The following is a 17,271-nucleotide window of genomic DNA, read 5'->3' as shown; positions in this document are numbered from 1 at the left end:
GCAAGTGCGGAATTTCCGGTATCTGGGAGCGTAATGGTTGCAGCCTGCAAGATCTGAAAAGGCGGGCGTCTGCAATGCTGGCTTGCTCAACCAAACTGCACTGTCGTCCGGCCCGCGGTAGCTCAGGGTTTGCGTCAGGAGGAGTGGGTAGTGAGTAGCATGGTTCAAGAAGAGGGACAGAGATTCGAGTTTGGGAATAACTGGCACCACTTCATTCAAAAGAATTTCGGTCCCGAGAGGGTGCGGATTTCCAAGAAGCACCTTCTCGATTTTATCGAACGGGACGATCTGAAGGGGCTAACGTTCCTCGATATTGGATGCGGAAGCGGACTTCACTCCGTTGCCGCCCTAGAAGCGGGCGCAGTATCGGTTCGTGGCTTTGACTATGACGCGAATTCAGTCGCTACGAGCCGATACGTGCAGGCTCAGGTAGGCAATCCCTCTAATTGGACCGTCGAGCAAGGCTCCGTCCTTGACGACACATTTGTGAATAACTTGGGGGCATACGACCTGGTCTATTCATGGGGGGTTCTGCATCACACCGGAGACGTCTGGCATGCAATTCGCAATGCCGCAGGGTGCGTTAGGCCCGGTGGTATGTTTTATGTCGCGCTCTATTCAGCGGATGCTCAAGTCAACCCGCCGCCGGAATTCTGGCTCGACGTTAAGCAAAAGTATGTTACGGCGGGATGGCTGAAGAGACGCTACATGGATCTTTGGTACGTCTGGCGCTTTCAGATGCGCTATAATCCGCTGCGGCTACCTCTGTGTCTGTGGAGGATGCACGAATACAAAAAGAATCGCGGCATGAATATGTTTACGGATATTCGTGATTGGCTTGGCGGTTGGCCGATGGAATTTGTCTATGACAAAGATGCCGTCTCCTTTTGCAAGGAGCTCGGTTTCAGCTTGCAGAGGATGGCGACCGGTGAGGCGAACACGGAGTTCTTGTTCATAAGGTCGGCCTCGCCTAAGTGAGGGCAAATCATGAGTGGGGTGCTCTCTCATTATCACTCGTGTCTTCAGGTAAGGTAAGATCGGCGTTACAGCGGGCGGCATCGGGTAGACTTCGCTCTGTTCGAAGAGGGCGGGTTGGAGGGCAAGGCCTCCAGTTGTGATAGGTGGCGTGTTAAACGTTGATAACGCGCCACCTGGGCGTCAACCATTGTCTCAAGGCCGTACTTGGCGGGTACAGCAGTCCAAGCAACCGCCGCTTTCGAGGCGGCGCTATCGGAAAGTGAACAAGTGCTTGAGCCAACTTGGCTGCATTGCAAGGAGGCACGAGAGCGCCCAGATTTGGTGGTTGCGCCCAGGGCTCGCCTAGCGAGACCGAACACTGGACCACCCGGAGTTAGAGTTTTGCGGCTGGGATCACGTTGGCGGGCTGGATGACGTCGACGTGGTTTGCAGCAAAATCGGCGGTCGATTGCCGATCGTCCCGTGGGGCCGTTCTTCATTGTAGTATCTGCGCCAATTCCCCACTTTTTCCTGGGGGCGTCCGCAAGGGACAGGAACCAATGGGCGTTGAGGCATTCGGCCCGGAAGCGACCGTTGAAGGCTTCGATGAACGCATTGTCGGTGGGCTTGCCAGGCCCGGACAACACTAGGCGGAGAATACGCAGTGGGTCTGACTCTGCTGAACGGGCGCCGACGGCATTATGGGTGCCCCGCCAGAGGAGCATCCGAGCTCCTCTGGCCTCTTTCGGCGGCATGGGCTGACAGGCACACATTCTCCAAGCATACCATCCGGCTCCGCTGGGTCGAGACCGGCTGGATTCGGCCGTGGCGCGCGATCTCGCGGCGCCCATGGCGGCCCTCGACCCCGGCGACAGTTCAACCTCTTCGATCGCGTGGTCGACTGCATTCTGAATAGCACTCAGCTTGGCCGCTCGCTAGTATTCGTTGGCGAACACGCGACTCGGTACGAGCTCCGGGGCCGTTCGGCGGAGAACCACTTCCCTCGCTCGGCGATTCAAAGCTCTCCATGCCGATTGACGTCCCGCCTTAGCGCTTACCATATTCCGCGATCTGCTGGTCTGGGCTTCTGGTGACCGAGGAGGGTAATCCGAAATGGTCGAGCCGCGGACCGGTTCAAAATACTATGCTGCTAGAGTGTGAGTTTGGATGCCATGCGTTGACGTCCTCTCATTAGGGAGCTCTTTTCAAGCATGTGCGGAATTTCCGGTATTTGGGAGCGTAATGGTTGCAGCCTGCAAGATCTGAAAAGGCGGGCGTCTGCAATGACGCAAACCCTGAGCCACCGCGGGCCGGACGACAGCGGAGTTTGGCTAAGCGAGCAAGCCAGCGTTGCCTTCGGGCAGCGTCGCTTGGCAATTATCGACTTGTCCCCAATGGGACATCAACCAATGGTCTCGGCCAACGGGCAATATACAATAACGTTCAACGGTGAAATCTATAATTTCCGAGAGCTGAGGAGCGAATTGGAGCGTCGCGGAGTTCGGTTTCGCGGGCATTCAGATACAGAAGTTATTGTTGAAGGCTTCGTCCAATGGGGCCTCAAATCGACCATCGCCCGCTTGAACGGGATGTTCGCAATCGCAGCGTGGGACGCCGGAGAGCGCCAACTGTTCCTAGCTCGTGATCGAATGGGCGAAAAGCCGCTTTATTGGGCGATCTTCGATGGACTAGTTTTGTTCGGATCAGAATTGAAGGCGCTGCGCGCTCATCCCGGCTGGAAGCCAAGTCTCAATCGTGGAGCGATCGCCGCCTTTCTTCGGCATGCTTATGTGCCGGGTCCATTCACGATCTATGAAGATGTCTACAAACTGCCGCCCGCCGGGTTCGTCAAAATTGCGAGCGGCGGCGGCCCCGAAGTGGGTGCGTACTGGGATCTGGCCGGTGTTGCTTCGCACGGGCAACGCAATACGCTTCGATCCGATGAAGAGGGATTGGTCGATGACCTCGAGGCGTTGCTGTATGATGCAGTATCGCGCCGCATGATAGCGGATGTTCCGCTTGGCGCGTTTCTGTCGGGCGGCTATGACTCATCTACTGTCGTCGCACTGATGCAGAAAGCTTCTCTGAGACCAGTCAGGACGTTTACCATCAGCTTTGAGAACCCGGCATTCGACGAAGCGAAACACGCTGAGGCTGTCGCGCGACATCTTGGGACCGACCATACAACGTTTCCTGTTAGCGGCGCTGACGCTCTCGATGTGGTGCCGAAGTTGGCCGAGATGTATGACGAGCCATTCGCCGACCCCTCCCAGATCCCGACCCATATTGTTTCCGCGTTGACGCGAAAACGCGTCACGGTGGCTCTGTCAGGAGATGGTGGAGACGAGTTGTTTTCCGGGTACCACCGGTATCGATGGACGGAGAACGTTTGGCGACCGGGTGCGAAGATGCCGCTTGCGCTCCGCCGCCTCGTGTCTTCAAGCATTCGCACTGTGCCGCCTAGCACTTACAACAGCATAGCGCGCTATGTACCATACTTTCGGCGCGTGCCACAGGTTGGCCAAAAGGCCCACCGGTTGGCGCAAATCCTCTCGGATTCATCGGTCGATTCCATGTACTATCACAATATCTCGCACCACCAAGATCCAGAGATTCTTGTGAAGGGGTCACAAGAGGTACGGACGGCCTGCTGGGGTCAAGACCTCAAGGTCTTCTTGCCCGATCCGGTGGACCGTATGCGCTACCTGGACATGTGTACGTATTTGCCCGATGACATCCTGACCAAGGTTGACCGAGCCTCTATGGCTGTCGCTCTTGAGGTGCGCGTTCCGTTGCTCGACCATCGCGTGGTTGAATGGATGTGGAAGCTGCCGACATTTCAGAACGCGCGTGCCCCGCGCCCCAAACACTTGCTCCGGCGAGTTCTGGCGCGCCATGTGCCCGATCGTTTGGTCGAGCGCCCGAAAATGGGGTTCGGGGTTCCGCTCGCAGATTGGTTGCGCGGCCCGTTACGGGATTGGGCCGAAGACCTGATGAACGAAGCTTGCCTGAGCGCCGGTGATATTTTTTACGTCGAGGCCATTCGCTCGCTCTGGGCCGAATTCTTGAGTGGAGATAATGAGCGGTATTTCCTCATTTGGAATGTTCTAATGTTTCAGGCGTGGCATCATCGATGGGGCGTTGCGTCGGTGGCGGACACCGGAACAAGACGCTTTGCATCCCTTTTGAATTGAAGAAATGGCGATGACACCTCTATCGTTTGTGTCAGACTCCAGCAGGGCGTGCGACCTTACACGAGCGCTTTTGACGTTGGCGTCCTCTGTAGTCTCTAGGGAGCCCTCTGTGGAGAACCGCCGATGCGATTCCTGACAATGTCAAATGCACATCGTCAGATATGCGGGCATAGCTACTCGAAAGTCGCCGAACTGCTATTCATATTGCGGTCCCATTAAGCTCGGGGTGTCAAGGTGCGAATTCTCTCGATAGATTTTTCCATTCCCTATCTATTGAAGGATGATAACTATCCGATCGGCGGCTGGGCCGTCCAACTTTCAATATGGCTTCGCGCGCTTGAAAACGCCGGTCACGAAGCCGCTCTCCTTACCTGGAAGGGTGCTTTGGCCCATGTAGGTTCGGGCCAGCAAATCAAACTTATCGAAACCTATGATCCCGCGCGCGGGGTGCGGATTGCGAGGTATTTCTACTCATATATCCCAAAAATATTGGCAGCCGCCCGCGCCTATCATCCAGATATTGTGATCCAAGGCGTATGTGGGGTCAATACCGCCATCATGGCTTTCGTCGCCGGCCAACTAGGGATTCCGTTCGTTCACCGCGTTGTCAGCGACATGAACGTCGATGAACGATGCAAAGCCGCGCTTCGATTTGATGAATGGTTAGCTTATTCTTGGGCTCGGCATCGAGCAGCCGCATTTCTCTGTCAAAATGAGTATCAACGCGAAAAATTGGCCGCGCTTTTTCCAGGCAAGCCTATACACGTCCTTCATAATGCCGTTGTCGTAGCAGAGGACGCGCCCGCTCCTTTGCCGCGCGCAGAACGCAGATATGTCGCCTGGCTTGGTGTCTTCCGCAATTTTAAGAACTTGCCATTGCTGTTTCGAATCGCCCAGGAACTTCCGGCCGTCAAATTCCGCGTGGCAGGGATGCCAGAGCGAGATGTTGATCAATCGACGCTGGACGCCGTGAATGGCCTCCGCCATCTGCCAAACGTGGAACTGGTTGGCTATGTCCGGCGGGCAGACGTTCAACAATTTCTATCAGAAGCGACGATGCTTCTCAGCACATCGGATTTCGAGGGCTTCTCGAACGTGTTCCTGGAGGCTCTCGCCGTGGGCACACCTGTCGTGACGCGCCGGCAAGTCGATCCGGACTCGATCGTCATGCGTCATACCCTTGGCGCATCGGCTGAGGACGAGTTGACACTTTCCCAATCCGTGAGGGCATTCTGGGACATGGACGCGAATGAATACAACGCGCTCGCTCGACGATGTCAGATCTATGTTAAGGCCAATCACTCGCCGACGGCAAAAGCTCGCGAGTTAATTGCGGCTTTGACGCCTCTTGTCGCTAAGTCAAAACGCCCAGGGCAACCAGTTTGAATTGGCCCACTCGAAGTGGAAGTGGACCCATTTCAACGAAATGTTCTACAAGCAACGAAGAATTTCCTTCAGCACGCTAACCGACTTTGACAACAGCGTATGCCGCCGTGATGCTCCGACTACGACGACAATGCAGAGGGGAGGACAAGAATGATGATGGTTCCGCACGGCGAGACTAGATGTCGAGAGTTCATTGCATGGTGAGATCCGCAGGCCCACGATGAGTGCATCTTTGGACCATAAGGGCCCGCCTTATCATCTCACGTTGCCGCAATCGGTCGCGCAAGCTGGAACATTTTTCTTTCTGTTGTTTGTGTTCATGTGGCCCTTCCAGCGCGTACCATTTCTGACGAACAATTTGTTCGAGATCCAAGGGCTTAAACCCTTCAACTTATTATCAGCAGTAGTCTTGGGTTATCTGGTGTTCGACACTGCGCCCCTACATGCGACCGACAAAATCGAACGAACATCCATCAGAGTTTTTCTCCTGTACTTCGCAACTTTTGCCATCGCCCTCATTCGATCAGTTCCAAACGCGCCCCTTTTGCATAGTCGCTTCCCTGATTCATTTCCAGAGTCCTACTTTGACTTTGTACTATCGGCTTGCATTGTGCCGATCTTTTACACTCTATCCTTCCTGTTTACCCTTAAGCGTATGTGCTCCTTTCAGGAGCTCGAGAGGATCACGACGGTGGTCTGCCTTTCGATACTATTGCTATCAATCGCTTTTGTCGCGGTCGTGCTGATGAATCCGTCCGTTCTGCTTTCAGGTCACGCGAGCGGAATAACTGAGAGCGACCGGAATGAAATGGCCCGGTTGTGCACAGCGTATTTTGGACTCCATTACAATGTGATTGGAAGCATGTACATTTCTACTGCACCCTTGTTGCTCTATCGAGCTCTCACGCGCGGCGCTCTCTGGATCGCACCCCTGTGTCTATCGCTCCTGGCGGTTCTTCTCCTCGGGTCACGAACCGCGCTTCTCACGGTAGTAGCTTCGTGTTCCATGTTTCTGATCCTGCGGCGCAGGTTTGTCATTTTAGTTCTTGGTGCTGCGGCGGCTGGCGTTACATCGTTGGTGTGGATCGGACCAACCGTTGATGCTGTTTTTTCGATCGGGTTTGGTAAGAGTTCCAGCGTCTCGGCCGATGCTTTGCTGACGGGCCGAGTTGATAACCTTTGGGGTCCGCTGCTAGAGGAATGGACGAGCAATATCGGCCTGTTCCTGTTTGGCGCTGGTCGCTACGGAGTGGCGACGAGCCAACTTTGGGACACAGGAGCCCTGATACAGGTCAACGTAGCGCATAACGCAATTGTCGAATTCTTTCTTGATTGCGGGGTGATTTTAACCGGTGTGCTTCTAGTTTTCCTTCTCGTTGGAATAGCTACCGCCTGGCGAGTTGGGCGAAGGTTGAATAGTGACCTATATTGGGCTCTGTTCGCGAGCATCTTTGGTCTTGGAATTAGTATGGCGACTGGGCGTGACATCCTTCCAACAATTGACAACATGTATGCATTTCCGATGATTGCGATGATGATCAACTTGGCGCGGTTGCGGTATCTCGCGAGCCAACCGGCGCCGCGTGAATGATTGTCTTGCAGACAACCCATTGCGCCGAGCCATACCAAGCTTGGGCCGCCGTAACTCTTGGCAACGATCCGCTGTTTTTCTTCCAGTGTGCAACACCGGCTAGCGCCCGTTGCCACTACTTCCAGCCGGGAGACCTTCGACATAGCCGTATGGTCAGTCATACGCCTATGTCTTCACTCTACGTCACATTCCGCAGTATACGTCCGCTGAAGGCCGCCTTGTCAACTAAGGCGCGGTGTTGAGAACTGTCCTTATGGATGATGAGGTCAGTGCCCAAGGCGGGCGGCTCGAAGGGAACGCGCTCGAAACCGTCGTCGGCAGGCTGCCGGAGCCTCGGATGGCGCGTTTCGAACCTGTCGATACCACGCCGCATCCACGAGGCATCCCGATGATCTGTTTGCCTGCATCGAGGTCGGCGCCTACCGACAAGAACTGCAAGATCTATGTCGATGCGCCGTCGAAAGATCGTAAGCGCCAAGCTGCGGCCGTTCAGGCTTTGAAGTGCCAGGGCAGAGGGCATCGATCTGGGAGGTCGGAGAGCCCCGCGCGATCCGTTCGAGAGTCTGAGTGAGCCAGGCATGCGGATCGACGTCATTCATCTTTGCCGTCTGCAGCAGAGTGGCGATGGTTACCCAGGTCCCGGCCACCGCCGTGGCTGCCCGCGAAGAGCGCATTTTTCCTCGTAATTGTTTGTGGGCCTTATTGCCCGCTCGACGATGTTCGAGTCGATCTCGAAGAACCCGCACAGCAGGCGGGAAGGGCGGCGCTGACCTGCAGGTCCGCCCTCGCGGGGAGAGCCGGTTTGCGGATGATAAAGATGATGTCGCTGTGATCGGAGCTCAGGCGGCCCAGGGACAGGACCTGAAGCGTCTTCATGTACGCTTCCACCGGCCTGTTTTTGAGCGTGTCGGCAAGCATCCCGTATTCGGCGGCCAGGACCAGTCCGTTCTCTGCGCAGAACGCCCGAATGCCTTCGCGCGACACCGCCTTGTCGTAGGTGACTGGGTAGGGGCCATAGCCCGGCTTGCCGGCGTTCTTCTGTCCGCGAATCAGACGATAGTAGAGCAGGTGAATCCAGTGCGGCGTCATCCTGGCGGTGAAGCCGTGTGCCGAATAGGGGTCGGGGATCATGATGATGATCAGTCCGCCCGGCTTCACCCATCTGTTGAAGTTCTCCAGGACCTGTTGCGCCCCCGGCACGTGCTCCAGGACGAAGGAGCTAAAGATGACGTCGAAGGTCCGATGACCGAAATCGGCCGTGCGCAGATCCCCGACGACGGCTTCGTGGAGGTCCTTCGTTTCGTCGCGCCGGACGCGAAGGGCTTCGGGGTCGAGGTCGATGCCGGTCAGCACATGGCCGCCATCGCCGATGTCGAGGTACCACCTCGGGCCGCAACCAGCCTCGAGGATCTCAAGACGCTTGCTAGGATCCTTCATCGAGCGGATCTCTCGGGACATCACCTGCATCGCGTGATCCCAACCGTTCGTCAGCGGAATCCGGGTTCGTGCTTTCATCGACTTGGCTCCCTAGGCGCAGGCTGCCTTCCCGTCCGGCAGGCCTCTCCGGGGCGGCGCCTCAGCAGGGGCGTTCTGCCCCCGCGACCTGGGCAACAGTATACGGAGGATCTGGTTAAACGCACTTGTCCTACCCTCAAATTCGCCTCAAGTGCCGGCCATTTCGGATTACCCCGTCGGCCTCCCGTGGATTTCGCGTTATCATCGACCCAATCGACCAGCGAAGCCGAGGCTCATTGCGCAGACATCCATGATGCATCGAGGGCCTCTATCAGACGGAGCGGCCGGCGCGTGCCGGCGTGCTCAGCCTGCCGGCCGACGAGGCGCCACTCTTCGTTCCGGTGGTGACGGAGCTGCGTAGCGCTGGGCCGGGCACGGAAGCGGCCGCACGGAGCTCGACAACGATCAGCATCGAGATTGGCGGTGGCAGCGACGCGCGTGGAGCGCGACGCTGCGATCGCAAAGTGCGACGCTGCGATCGCCGCGCGCGACCATGCCCTGTCGCAGATGGATCGGCAGCGCCGCCTTGCGGCAGCTGCAACGCGTAGTTCGGCCGCCGCTCGGAGAGGCTCGATCCGGAACAACTCCTGTTGGCGGTCGAGGACATCGAGCAGGCCCTTGCGGGCGACGAGGCGGCTGAGGACAGGAAGGACCCTGCGGGCGCACGCAATAGCGCTGATAAGCGCCGCGCCGATCGTGGCGCACTTCCGGCCCACCCACCGCACATCGACGTGACGATTGCGTCCGAAGATACCAACTGCCCCTGCTGCCGCGCGCCGATGCATGTGATCGGCGAGAGACGCCGAAGCGGCTCGACCTCGTCCCGGCGCAGTTCCGCGTGATCGTCGCTCATCGTCCCAAATATGCCTGCCGGGCCTGCACGGACGGCGTGGTTCAGGCGCCGGCGGTGGAGCGGCTGATCAAGGGCGGGCTGCCGACCGAGGCGATGGTCGCCTACGTGCTTGTCGCCAAATATGCTTGGCATCTGGCGTTCTATCGGCAGGCCCAGATCTTGCTCGTGTAGGGCATCGACATCAAGCGCGCCGTGCTTGCGTTCTGGGTGGGCTATGCGGCCGAGAGCTTCATCCGCTCTGGCTGCGGCTGCGCGAGATTATCCTGATCGCAGGCAAGATCGCGGTCAACGAGACCACGGGCACCGGTGCTGGATCCCGGCCGTGGCCGCACCAAGAAGGCCTTCTTTTGGGCGATCGCGCGTCGGCGGGGCGGATGCCGATCGTCGGTGAAGCTGGCAGTCTTCACCCCGAACCCGTGAGGCGCACTGGCTTTGCATTTGCCGATGCTTCAAATTGATGATCTGGTCGAACCCCGTCCGGAAGAGGTCGCTTGATCCTGCCATCCTCTGCGCTTGGACTAGTTTTCTGCTCGCTGGTGCGGATGCGATCAGACAGGCTGCGCAGCATTCCTATAGCGATTCCAAGAAGCAGCCCTCCAGCGACCGCTATTCCAAGCACGCTTCTAGGTTTTGGCGAAGTTGCCCGCAAAGGAGGCGACGCCCCGTTGACGACACTCGCCTCAAACACCGGCGAGGCTTGTTGTTGTGTCGCTTCTGCCTTACGCAGCACGTAGCGAAAATTATCATAGGCGCTTCTTGATGATTCCGCAGCGGCTGCCAATTTGTCGATGGTAGCAGCTGAATCCGCTGGCTCTTTCCGATTCTTACTATAATCCTCCAATGCCTTTTGGGCAGCCAATGCTTGAGTGCTCAATTCGTTCAGTCGATCCTTAACCCATTTCTCCTCTTGCAAGCCGCCCTTGTCCATTTGACGGGTAATATAATTCTCTGCAACGGCGTTTAGTATCTGCGCCGCTCGATCAGGATCTCTGGAGTCGAAGGTAATCTCGACAAGATACGTAGGGCCGACACGCTTGGCCGAAAGCTTGCGTTGGAACGGTTCCACGGCATAGCGCGCGGCGCTATCTTCCGTCTGCGGTCTACTCCAGCCGAGCAGCCGGGATATCATGCCGCCAACTTGGCCAGTCACAAATTCCCGGTCTTGAGCAAGACCGAGCTTCTCGATCACGGCGCTAGCGATGGCCTCAGACTTTATGATTGCGATCTGGCTTTCCATAACCGTTGACACCGCCGAAGCGTCCACAAGGGTCGCCTTCGAGTTTACGATGAGTAGCGCCTTGGCGGTAAACGTCGGTACCGCGGTGATGAGGTAGAGTGCAGCAACGCCAAGCGCCGCGAAACATGTAAGCGATATGATCGGTACATTTCGTCGTATGAATGCCAGCACGGCCAGCACTTCTGCCAGCGACACGACCGGCCCTGGACGAAATTCAGGAGGCCTATCGTCGCGATTATCGGTCCTGTTGTTCTGCAACATTTTCCTACCAACCTGATAGTGTATGCTCAAACACGTGCGGCAAGTCGCGTGGCTTCCATCTTACGCAGCACGTAGCGAAAATTATCATAGGCGTTCTTGGACGATTCCGCAGCGGCACCAAGCTAAATCAAAGGTCGACTAGTAGGATGTGCAGCAGACGGAAAGGCGTCAATAGGCATTCCAATACTCCTTTCTGGAAAAGAGGGGCATGACTACGATTTTGAGCTCGAGAAGGAGTGACCAGTTGTCGATATGAATCCCGGTGGCGATTGCTCTAGCGGAAAAATGCAAGCAGTGACTCGGGTCTCCCATGAGAATGATGCGCCTGGCGTCTATCAATCCTGATGCAATGGCAGGCTGTAGTAATGAGAAGCATATTGCCCGTATGCAGAGGACCGTAAGGAGGACACTCAAAGCTTGGGCTATGACAGTCGCGCGCGAGTAGTCTTCTGAGATTTTCAGAAGGAACATCGTCGAGAGGAAGAAGGAGAATGCGAAGAAGACGCCGCTGGCGCCGCTCCATAGGAACACGTGCCGGGGCTGCGTCTGGATCCGGGAATACTGCTGGAGCCCTATGAAAGCGAGCAACTGCAATGTGGAAATCAGAAGGGATTCCTGGATGTATTTGGCGGCGCCGGGCGAGTCCAGCAGGATCTGCCGATGATAGAGGACGGCTGCGGAACAAGCCGCAACCGCTACCAGTAGGAATTCGGTACCTGTTGCCAATACTAATAGGGCAGTCAATCGGCTCTTACCAACGCGTCTGCCGCCAGCGACCGACTGCGCCGCAAGCCTGGTAGAACCCGGTGAATTGATAAAGTACGCATAACTCACCGGTCACTCCCAGCCAGACCATTCCGTCTCCCCAGCAAAACAGTAACATTCCGTCACTGGGTGGGATTGGCTATCAATGGGTAGGGTATGAGGGGTAACTACGATGGTCGATTGAGCCGCGGCAGTGCGGGGCTAAATTCTTGAGAAGCAATTCACTCTAATGCTCATCCCGATGGCTGATGGGAATGCAGTTTTGCGGATTCGCCCGTCTGGACGGTTGCTCGGACGGGAGTGACGTCGACGCGCTTCCGCGAACAGATCTGAAGGACTTCATCTCGTGACCACGTTCCATATCGAAGTCTTAGGCAACAACCTGCGTCGTTGCATCAAGTGGGGCTTGGTGGCTGTTGGCCTGACAATTTCCGTCACTCAAGCAAGGGCCGAATATCGAGTAAGCATCGGAGATGTACTGGAGGTCGCGGTGGCGGGGGTGCCGGATCTACGGCATCGTGCTGCCGTCCAAATGGACGGCAGCATTTCGTTGCCGCTGGTTGGAATGCTCCCAGTAGCCGGCCTTTCCGTGCCGCAGATCCGGGCCAACATTGGGGCGGCACTGGCTAGCAAGGTGTTTCGACAGAGGACTGCGGATGGTCGCGAGGCCGTCATCGTGATCGACGCGAATGAGGTCACGACGACCGTGGCGGAATACAGGCCCGTATACGTAAACGGGGACGTGTCGAAGCCGGGTGAGTACCCCTACCGTCCATCCATCACCGCACGCCAGCTCATAGCTGTGGCGGGCGGCTACGACATCATGCGTAACAGAATGAACAACCCGTATCTCGAGTCAGCAGACCTGAGAAGCGAGTATGGATCGCTTTGGACGGAGCTCGCCAAAGAACAAGCGCGCATGTGGCGCATCAAGAGCGAGCTCGGAGAGGCGTCGCAGATCAATCCAGGCATGCCAGCGGACGGGCCCACGGCTCGATCGGCGATTTCGGAAATCCTCAATGCAGAAACGGAATATTTGAAGACGAAGCAGAGCGACTATCAGCAGGAGAAGGCGTTCCTTCAGCGCGGAGTTCGACAGGGGGACGACGAGGTCCGCGTGCTCTCAGAGCAGCAGAAGAAGGATGAAGAGGGACTTCAGTCGGACGTCGAAGACCTGCAAAAAACGACCGAGCTCTTCGGGAAGGGTTCCTTGGTCAGTACTCGCGTTACGGATGCGCGGCGCGCGGTGCTGCTGTCAGCAACCCGGAAGCTGCAAACCTCCGCGCAACTACTGCAGGTCAAGAAGCAGCAGGACGAGCTCGCCAGAAGGCTCGCGAAGCTCGACGATCAGCGTAGGCTGGATCTGCTCCGTGAGTTGCAAGACACCAGCGTAAAGCTCAACCAAATTCGCGAAAGGCTGCAGAGCGTCGGCGAGAAGATTCAGTACACTGCGATGGTTCGATCACAGCTCGTACGAGGAGCCGGAAGTAAGCCGGACATTGCGATCATCAGAAAAGGCGAGAAGGGGCCGGAACGGATTGTTGCAAGCGAAGATACCGAATTGCAGCCGGGTGATACCGTCGATGTCAGCCTGCGATACCAGGATGGTCCTGACGCGCCTTCCCGAAGGCTAGGCAGCAGTTCTTCAACTATCCCATTAGTGATCGGCCGGACCGAAACGACCGGGGGCGATTCGCTGCGCGAGATGGCTTCGGAACGTAAGGGCGCTTCGTCTGGGAGGTGACTGGCGACGCTGCTGGTACAATGTAGCGTCGGCCTATTCATTTCGAACGGAGGTCCATGTGAACTCCTTTGGTCCTCGGTCCTGCTATGATGAGGGAAAGCGTTGCGCCGAAATGTGAGACATTACACTACATGAATGCGCAAGGCAGACGCCCCTCGCGACTTGGTGGCGAAGCGATCAAATCGCATCTCAAGGACAGGCACTAACATGCGCATCGCGATGATCGGAACGGGATATGTAGGGTTGGTGTCAGGTGCCTGTTTTGCCGATTTCGGCCACCAGGTCATCTGTGTGGACAAGGACGCCGGCAAGATCGATGCTCTGCGCCAGGGCGAAATCCCGATTTTCGAACCCGGGCTCGACGCGCTGGTCGCCACCAACGTCAAGGCCAAGCGGCTCGATTTCACTACGGACCTGACCGCGCCGGTCGCCGAAGCCGACGCCGTGTTTATCGCGGTCGGTACACCGTCGCGCCGCGGCGATGGTCACGCCGATCTCACTTACGTCTATAGCGCCGCGCGCGAGATCGCGGCAGCGCTATCCGGCTTCACTGTGGTCGTTACCAAATCGACCGTGCCGGTCGGCACCGGCGACGAGGTCGAGCGGCTGATCCGCGAAGCCAATCCTCGGGCGGATGTGGCAGTTGCTTCCAATCCGGAATTTTTGCGCGAGGGCGCTGCGATCCGCGACTTCAAATTCCCCGATCGGATCGTGGTCGGCACCTCGGACGAACGCGGCCGCAAGGTGCTTGGCGACATCTACCGGCCACTGTCACTCAACCAGGCGCCGATAATGTTCACGGCGCGGCGCACGGCTGAACTGATCAAGTACGCGGCGAACGCGTTCCTCGCCACCAAGATCACCTTCATCAACGAGATCGCCGATCTTTCCGAAAAGGTCGGCGCCGACGTCCAGGAAGTCGCGCGCGGCATGGGGCTCGACAACCGCATCGGCACGAAATTCCTGCACGCCGGACCGGGTTTTGGCGGTTCCTGTTTTCCCAAGGACACCCGCGCGCTGGTCGAGATCGCGCAGGACCATGACGTGCAGCTGCGCATCGTCGAAGCCGTGCTCGGTGTCAATGAGGTCAGAAAGCGCGCGATGGCGCGCAAGGTGTTGAACGTCGTCGGCGGCCTGCGCGGCAAGACGGTCGCGGTGCTCGGCCTTACCTTCAAGCCGGATACCGACGACATGCGCGAGGCGCCGTCGATTCCGGTGGTGACGGGGCTGCTCGACATGGGCGCCAAGGTGCGCGCGCACGATCCGGTCGGCATGGAGGAGGCGCGCAAGGAATTGCCTGACATCGAGTATTGCAAAGATCCTTACGCTTGCGTCCGCGGCGCCGATGCGCTCGTGATTATCACGGAGTGGGCGCAGTTCCGCGCACTCGATTTGAAGCGCCTGAAGCGCGAAATGGCGCAGCCCGTGATCGTCGATCTGCGCAATATCTATCGACCCGACGATGTGGCTGCTCTCGGCTTCATTTACGACAGTATTGGGCGGCGCCGGACGAACCCGATTAACTTGGTAGAGGGCGGTCGAACTAAATCAGCACACAAGTCCGGCGACGACACGACGTTTGACGTCAACGCATTCCCGGCTGTGTAGGCGGCATTCGAGACACTCTGCTTGACCAAGCATCGCCCGGTCCCTTCGCGATTAAAGCGTCTCGCGACACTTGCCCCGCTGTTCTTGGTCTCAGCCGCAGCTTTGCTGTCACGGATACAGACACGGCAAATAGATCTTCCATCGATTATGTCGCTTTCGGCTATGCCGAGGGCATCGCACCAGCAGGCGTCAGCGGACGCTGCGGTTCAATGACCAAGGCGCGCAGGCGTAAACATCAATCCTTTGCCGCAGATGATCAACCCATCACGCCAATGGTCAGGCAGCCATGATGTCCCCCAGGCACCTGGATGAGAACAGAGATGCCACCACGGCCGACCGTCGTATTCGGCCGCGTAAAAAGCCACAGGAACCTCGAGCGGTGCCGGAAGATACCGCGTCATTGCGATTGAATAAGCGTCCCACAACGCGGGCGAAATCTCGCGCTCGGCGATCGCAATCGGCCCGCTCGCCGATGCCGCCGATGCCTTGGAGTATCGCTCCAGCTGCGCCATCTGTTCAAACGTCCAGCGCAGAAGGTAAGGCGAAACGATGGGCTTCATCGCCCCGAGGATCGCCCGCGGCGCGGGACGGGGGCTGACGGTCGGCCGGTCGACCATCGCAACCATATTAACCCTGTGGCCGGCTGCCATCAGCCAGGCGGGCTGCTTCGAACGCCACATGGCGCCGTTGCCGCCCGGGCGGAATGGATCGCTCGCCTACCTTTTTAGGATGAGCGGCAGGCGGTCGGCGGCCATCTCCTCGATCGACGGCGGGATCGGCTCCCCACGAAGACCGTGGGGATCGATGGAGATGATCGGGTAATTGGGCCCGAAAAGCTTTACCATCCGCCGCACACTCGAGTGGCCGCCGCTGGGAGATCTCCATTGAAAAAGTACAGCTGAGGCCGATCGCCACCGGCATGAAACTGGAAGAACGGCGGCGCCGGCGTGCCCGCTTGAAACGCCTGTCTGACCTTGTCTCCATCTGCCGGAGCCAAGATATTTGCCTTCGGCCACGCGAGCAGGGTCCAGGCATCGAGATCGTCCTTGGTTTCCAACCCTGCGATCTCGGCCAACAGCTGGTCCCTCAGGATTGCCGAGGCCTTACCCGACAGGACGGCCGCCGGTCACCGCCCTTGGGGGGCCTGTGGAGCGCTTTTGTCGTCGCCGGCGGCAGTCGGCCATTCGAACCGATCTTCGTTGCCGGCGGGCTGGTTTGCGGGCTTGGCTCGATCGTTTGAACGGCGAGGTCGGGCGCATCGAGGTCGTCCTTGCCGGCGATTCCCACCAACGTGAACAGGGCATAGCGCCGGGCATAAGTGAGGGCGGCGCCCATGCGGTGAGGGGCGGCCGAGTCGCTCGCCGGGCAGACCGGCCAGTCCGAAGACACCCACTCGCCGGAGGCGTGCACCAGAGTGGTCGTCAGTCTGATCAGTCCGGTTTCCCGATCGATCGCTGTGCTCTGGACCGTTGCGATCTCATGCTGGCCAAGGCATTTGCGAACGATGTCCAACCCCGATGCTAGCGGGGCATAGCGAAAGGTCCGCTGACCCTCCCGCGGAAACGGCGACCCGATGGTGGCGGCGGCGAGCTGAAGATTTCGGCACGATGAAACAATAATAGCTTTAATCCCAGGCTCAGATAGGCAGGAGCACGATTTCCGAATACAGCCTGTCGAGGTCGCCGGCCGCGAGCAGTGGGGAGCGGTAACAGGTGCGCAGCGGGACCAGCACGCCCTGTGGCCGGACCGGAAAGAGCCGCGCCTCCGCGACCAGCGCCGCCCCGTCCGCTGCCGGCGCAGGATGGCCAGCTTGACGCGCTCGACATGCCGCGACAGCAGATCCGATGCACTGCAATGCAGGATGTCCGAATAGGGGATCTGCACGGGCAGAACTGCCGCCAGTCCTCCCAGTCGGGCCCTCGTGGCGGAACGGAAACGGATCGGCGAGGTAGCCGTTGGAGCCTCCGGCGAAGACGCGAAACGAGGCCGCTCCGCTGTCGAGCACGCTCGCGGTGTCGGCGCTCCGCCACGCGATCCGCCAATTCCGCCCGCCCTCGCCATGTCGAGATACCTCATGGCCTTCGCCGCGACCATTCCGGCCGCGTGGGCGAACGGCGGCAGCGCGCCGCAGGACGCCACCACGGGCCCCGCCCGCCACGC

13 protein-coding genes and 3 pseudogenes are annotated in these 17,271 nt (G+C 58.3%); 7 read left to right on the top strand and 9 right to left on the bottom strand.

Annotated elements, in window-relative coordinates:
- Positions 1-159: 159 nt before the first annotated feature.
- The gene (locus CP49_RS08255; protein ID WP_245310600.1) at positions 160-978 is read left to right on the top strand and encodes a class I SAM-dependent methyltransferase; all 819 of its coding nucleotides are present in this window, start codon (positions 160-162) and stop codon (positions 976-978) included.
- A 393-nt stretch (positions 979-1,371) separates the two neighbouring features.
- Here CP49_RS08255 and CP49_RS42410 read toward each other — a convergent pair.
- Positions 1,372-1,607: pseudogene (locus CP49_RS42410) on the bottom strand (integrase core domain-containing protein); the annotation flags it as partial.
- 561 nt (positions 1,608-2,168) lie between these two features.
- Here CP49_RS42410 and asnB point away from each other — a divergent pair.
- From asnB to CP49_RS08240, 3 genes are all read left to right on the top strand, one after another.
- Complete coding sequence (gene asnB, locus CP49_RS08250; protein WP_057849788.1) at positions 2,169-4,151, top strand: asparagine synthase (glutamine-hydrolyzing); 1,983 nt, start codon at positions 2,169-2,171, stop codon at positions 4,149-4,151.
- A gap of 234 nt (positions 4,152-4,385) precedes the next feature.
- On the top strand, positions 4,386-5,537 hold the full coding sequence (locus tag CP49_RS08245) for a glycosyltransferase family 4 protein (protein WP_082645912.1): 1,152 nt from the start codon (positions 4,386-4,388) through the stop codon (positions 5,535-5,537).
- Positions 5,538-5,757: 220 nt separating this feature from the next.
- A complete protein-coding gene (locus CP49_RS08240; protein WP_057849786.1) occupies positions 5,758-7,128 on the top strand; it encodes an O-antigen ligase family protein in 1,371 nt (456 codons plus the stop codon).
- A gap of 506 nt (positions 7,129-7,634) precedes the next feature.
- On the opposite strand, the pseudogene CP49_RS42405 reads toward CP49_RS08240, so the two are convergent.
- Positions 7,635-7,870: pseudogene (locus tag CP49_RS42405) on the bottom strand (transposase domain-containing protein); the annotation flags it as partial.
- Positions 7,828-8,586, bottom strand: coding sequence for a class I SAM-dependent methyltransferase (locus CP49_RS08230; RefSeq protein ID WP_276326835.1), 759 nt, complete (start codon positions 8,584-8,586; stop codon positions 7,828-7,830). The pseudogene CP49_RS42405 and the gene CP49_RS08230, both read right to left, overlap by 43 nt.
- Before the next feature lie 420 nt (positions 8,587-9,006).
- On the opposite strand from CP49_RS08230, the pseudogene CP49_RS08225 reads away from it, so the two are divergent.
- Positions 9,007-9,859 (top strand): annotated as a pseudogene (locus CP49_RS08225) (IS66 family transposase); the annotation flags it as partial.
- Positions 9,860-9,899: 40 nt separating this feature from the next.
- Here CP49_RS08225 and CP49_RS08220 read toward each other — a convergent pair.
- A complete protein-coding gene (locus tag CP49_RS08220) occupies positions 9,900-10,994 on the bottom strand; it encodes a Wzz/FepE/Etk N-terminal domain-containing protein (RefSeq protein WP_063791650.1) in 1,095 nt (364 codons plus the stop codon).
- Positions 10,995-11,162: 168 nt separating this feature from the next.
- Positions 11,163-11,828, bottom strand: a complete 666-nt coding sequence (locus tag CP49_RS08215; RefSeq protein ID WP_197423040.1) for a hypothetical protein — start codon at positions 11,826-11,828, stop codon at positions 11,163-11,165.
- 277 nt (positions 11,829-12,105) lie between these two features.
- On the opposite strand from CP49_RS08215, the gene CP49_RS08210 reads away from it, so the two are divergent.
- Positions 12,106-13,503, top strand: a complete 1,398-nt coding sequence (locus CP49_RS08210) for a polysaccharide biosynthesis/export family protein (protein ID WP_057849781.1) — start codon at positions 12,106-12,108, stop codon at positions 13,501-13,503.
- Positions 13,504-13,710: 207 nt separating this feature from the next.
- A complete protein-coding gene (locus CP49_RS08205; protein WP_082645911.1) occupies positions 13,711-15,111 on the top strand; it encodes a UDP-glucose dehydrogenase family protein in 1,401 nt (466 codons plus the stop codon).
- Between the two features lie 206 nt (positions 15,112-15,317).
- Here CP49_RS08205 and CP49_RS08200 read toward each other — a convergent pair whose 3' ends face one another.
- The 4 genes from CP49_RS08200 to CP49_RS46655 form a co-directional block, all read right to left on the bottom strand.
- Entirely contained in the window at positions 15,318-15,791 is a 474-nt protein-coding gene (locus CP49_RS08200) for a hypothetical protein (protein ID WP_057849780.1), read from the bottom strand.
- A 158-nt stretch (positions 15,792-15,949) separates the two neighbouring features.
- The gene (locus CP49_RS44435; RefSeq protein WP_057849779.1) at positions 15,950-16,186 is read right to left on the bottom strand and encodes a hypothetical protein; all 237 of its coding nucleotides are present in this window, start codon (positions 16,184-16,186) and stop codon (positions 15,950-15,952) included.
- An 11-nt stretch (positions 16,187-16,197) separates the two neighbouring features.
- Positions 16,198-16,623 (bottom strand): ERF family protein, encoded by a 426-nt coding sequence (locus CP49_RS49150; RefSeq protein ID WP_057849778.1) that lies wholly within the window; start codon positions 16,621-16,623, stop codon positions 16,198-16,200.
- 124 nt (positions 16,624-16,747) lie between these two features.
- A partial coding sequence (locus CP49_RS46655; RefSeq protein WP_210183099.1) for a hypothetical protein occupies positions 16,748-17,271 on the bottom strand: 524 nt, incomplete at its 5' end.

This window comes from Bradyrhizobium valentinum (genome assembly GCF_001440405.1).
GTDB classification, from domain to species: domain Bacteria; phylum Pseudomonadota; class Alphaproteobacteria; order Rhizobiales; family Xanthobacteraceae; genus Bradyrhizobium; species Bradyrhizobium valentinum.
This window is presented reverse-complemented; position numbering and strand designations above follow the sequence as displayed.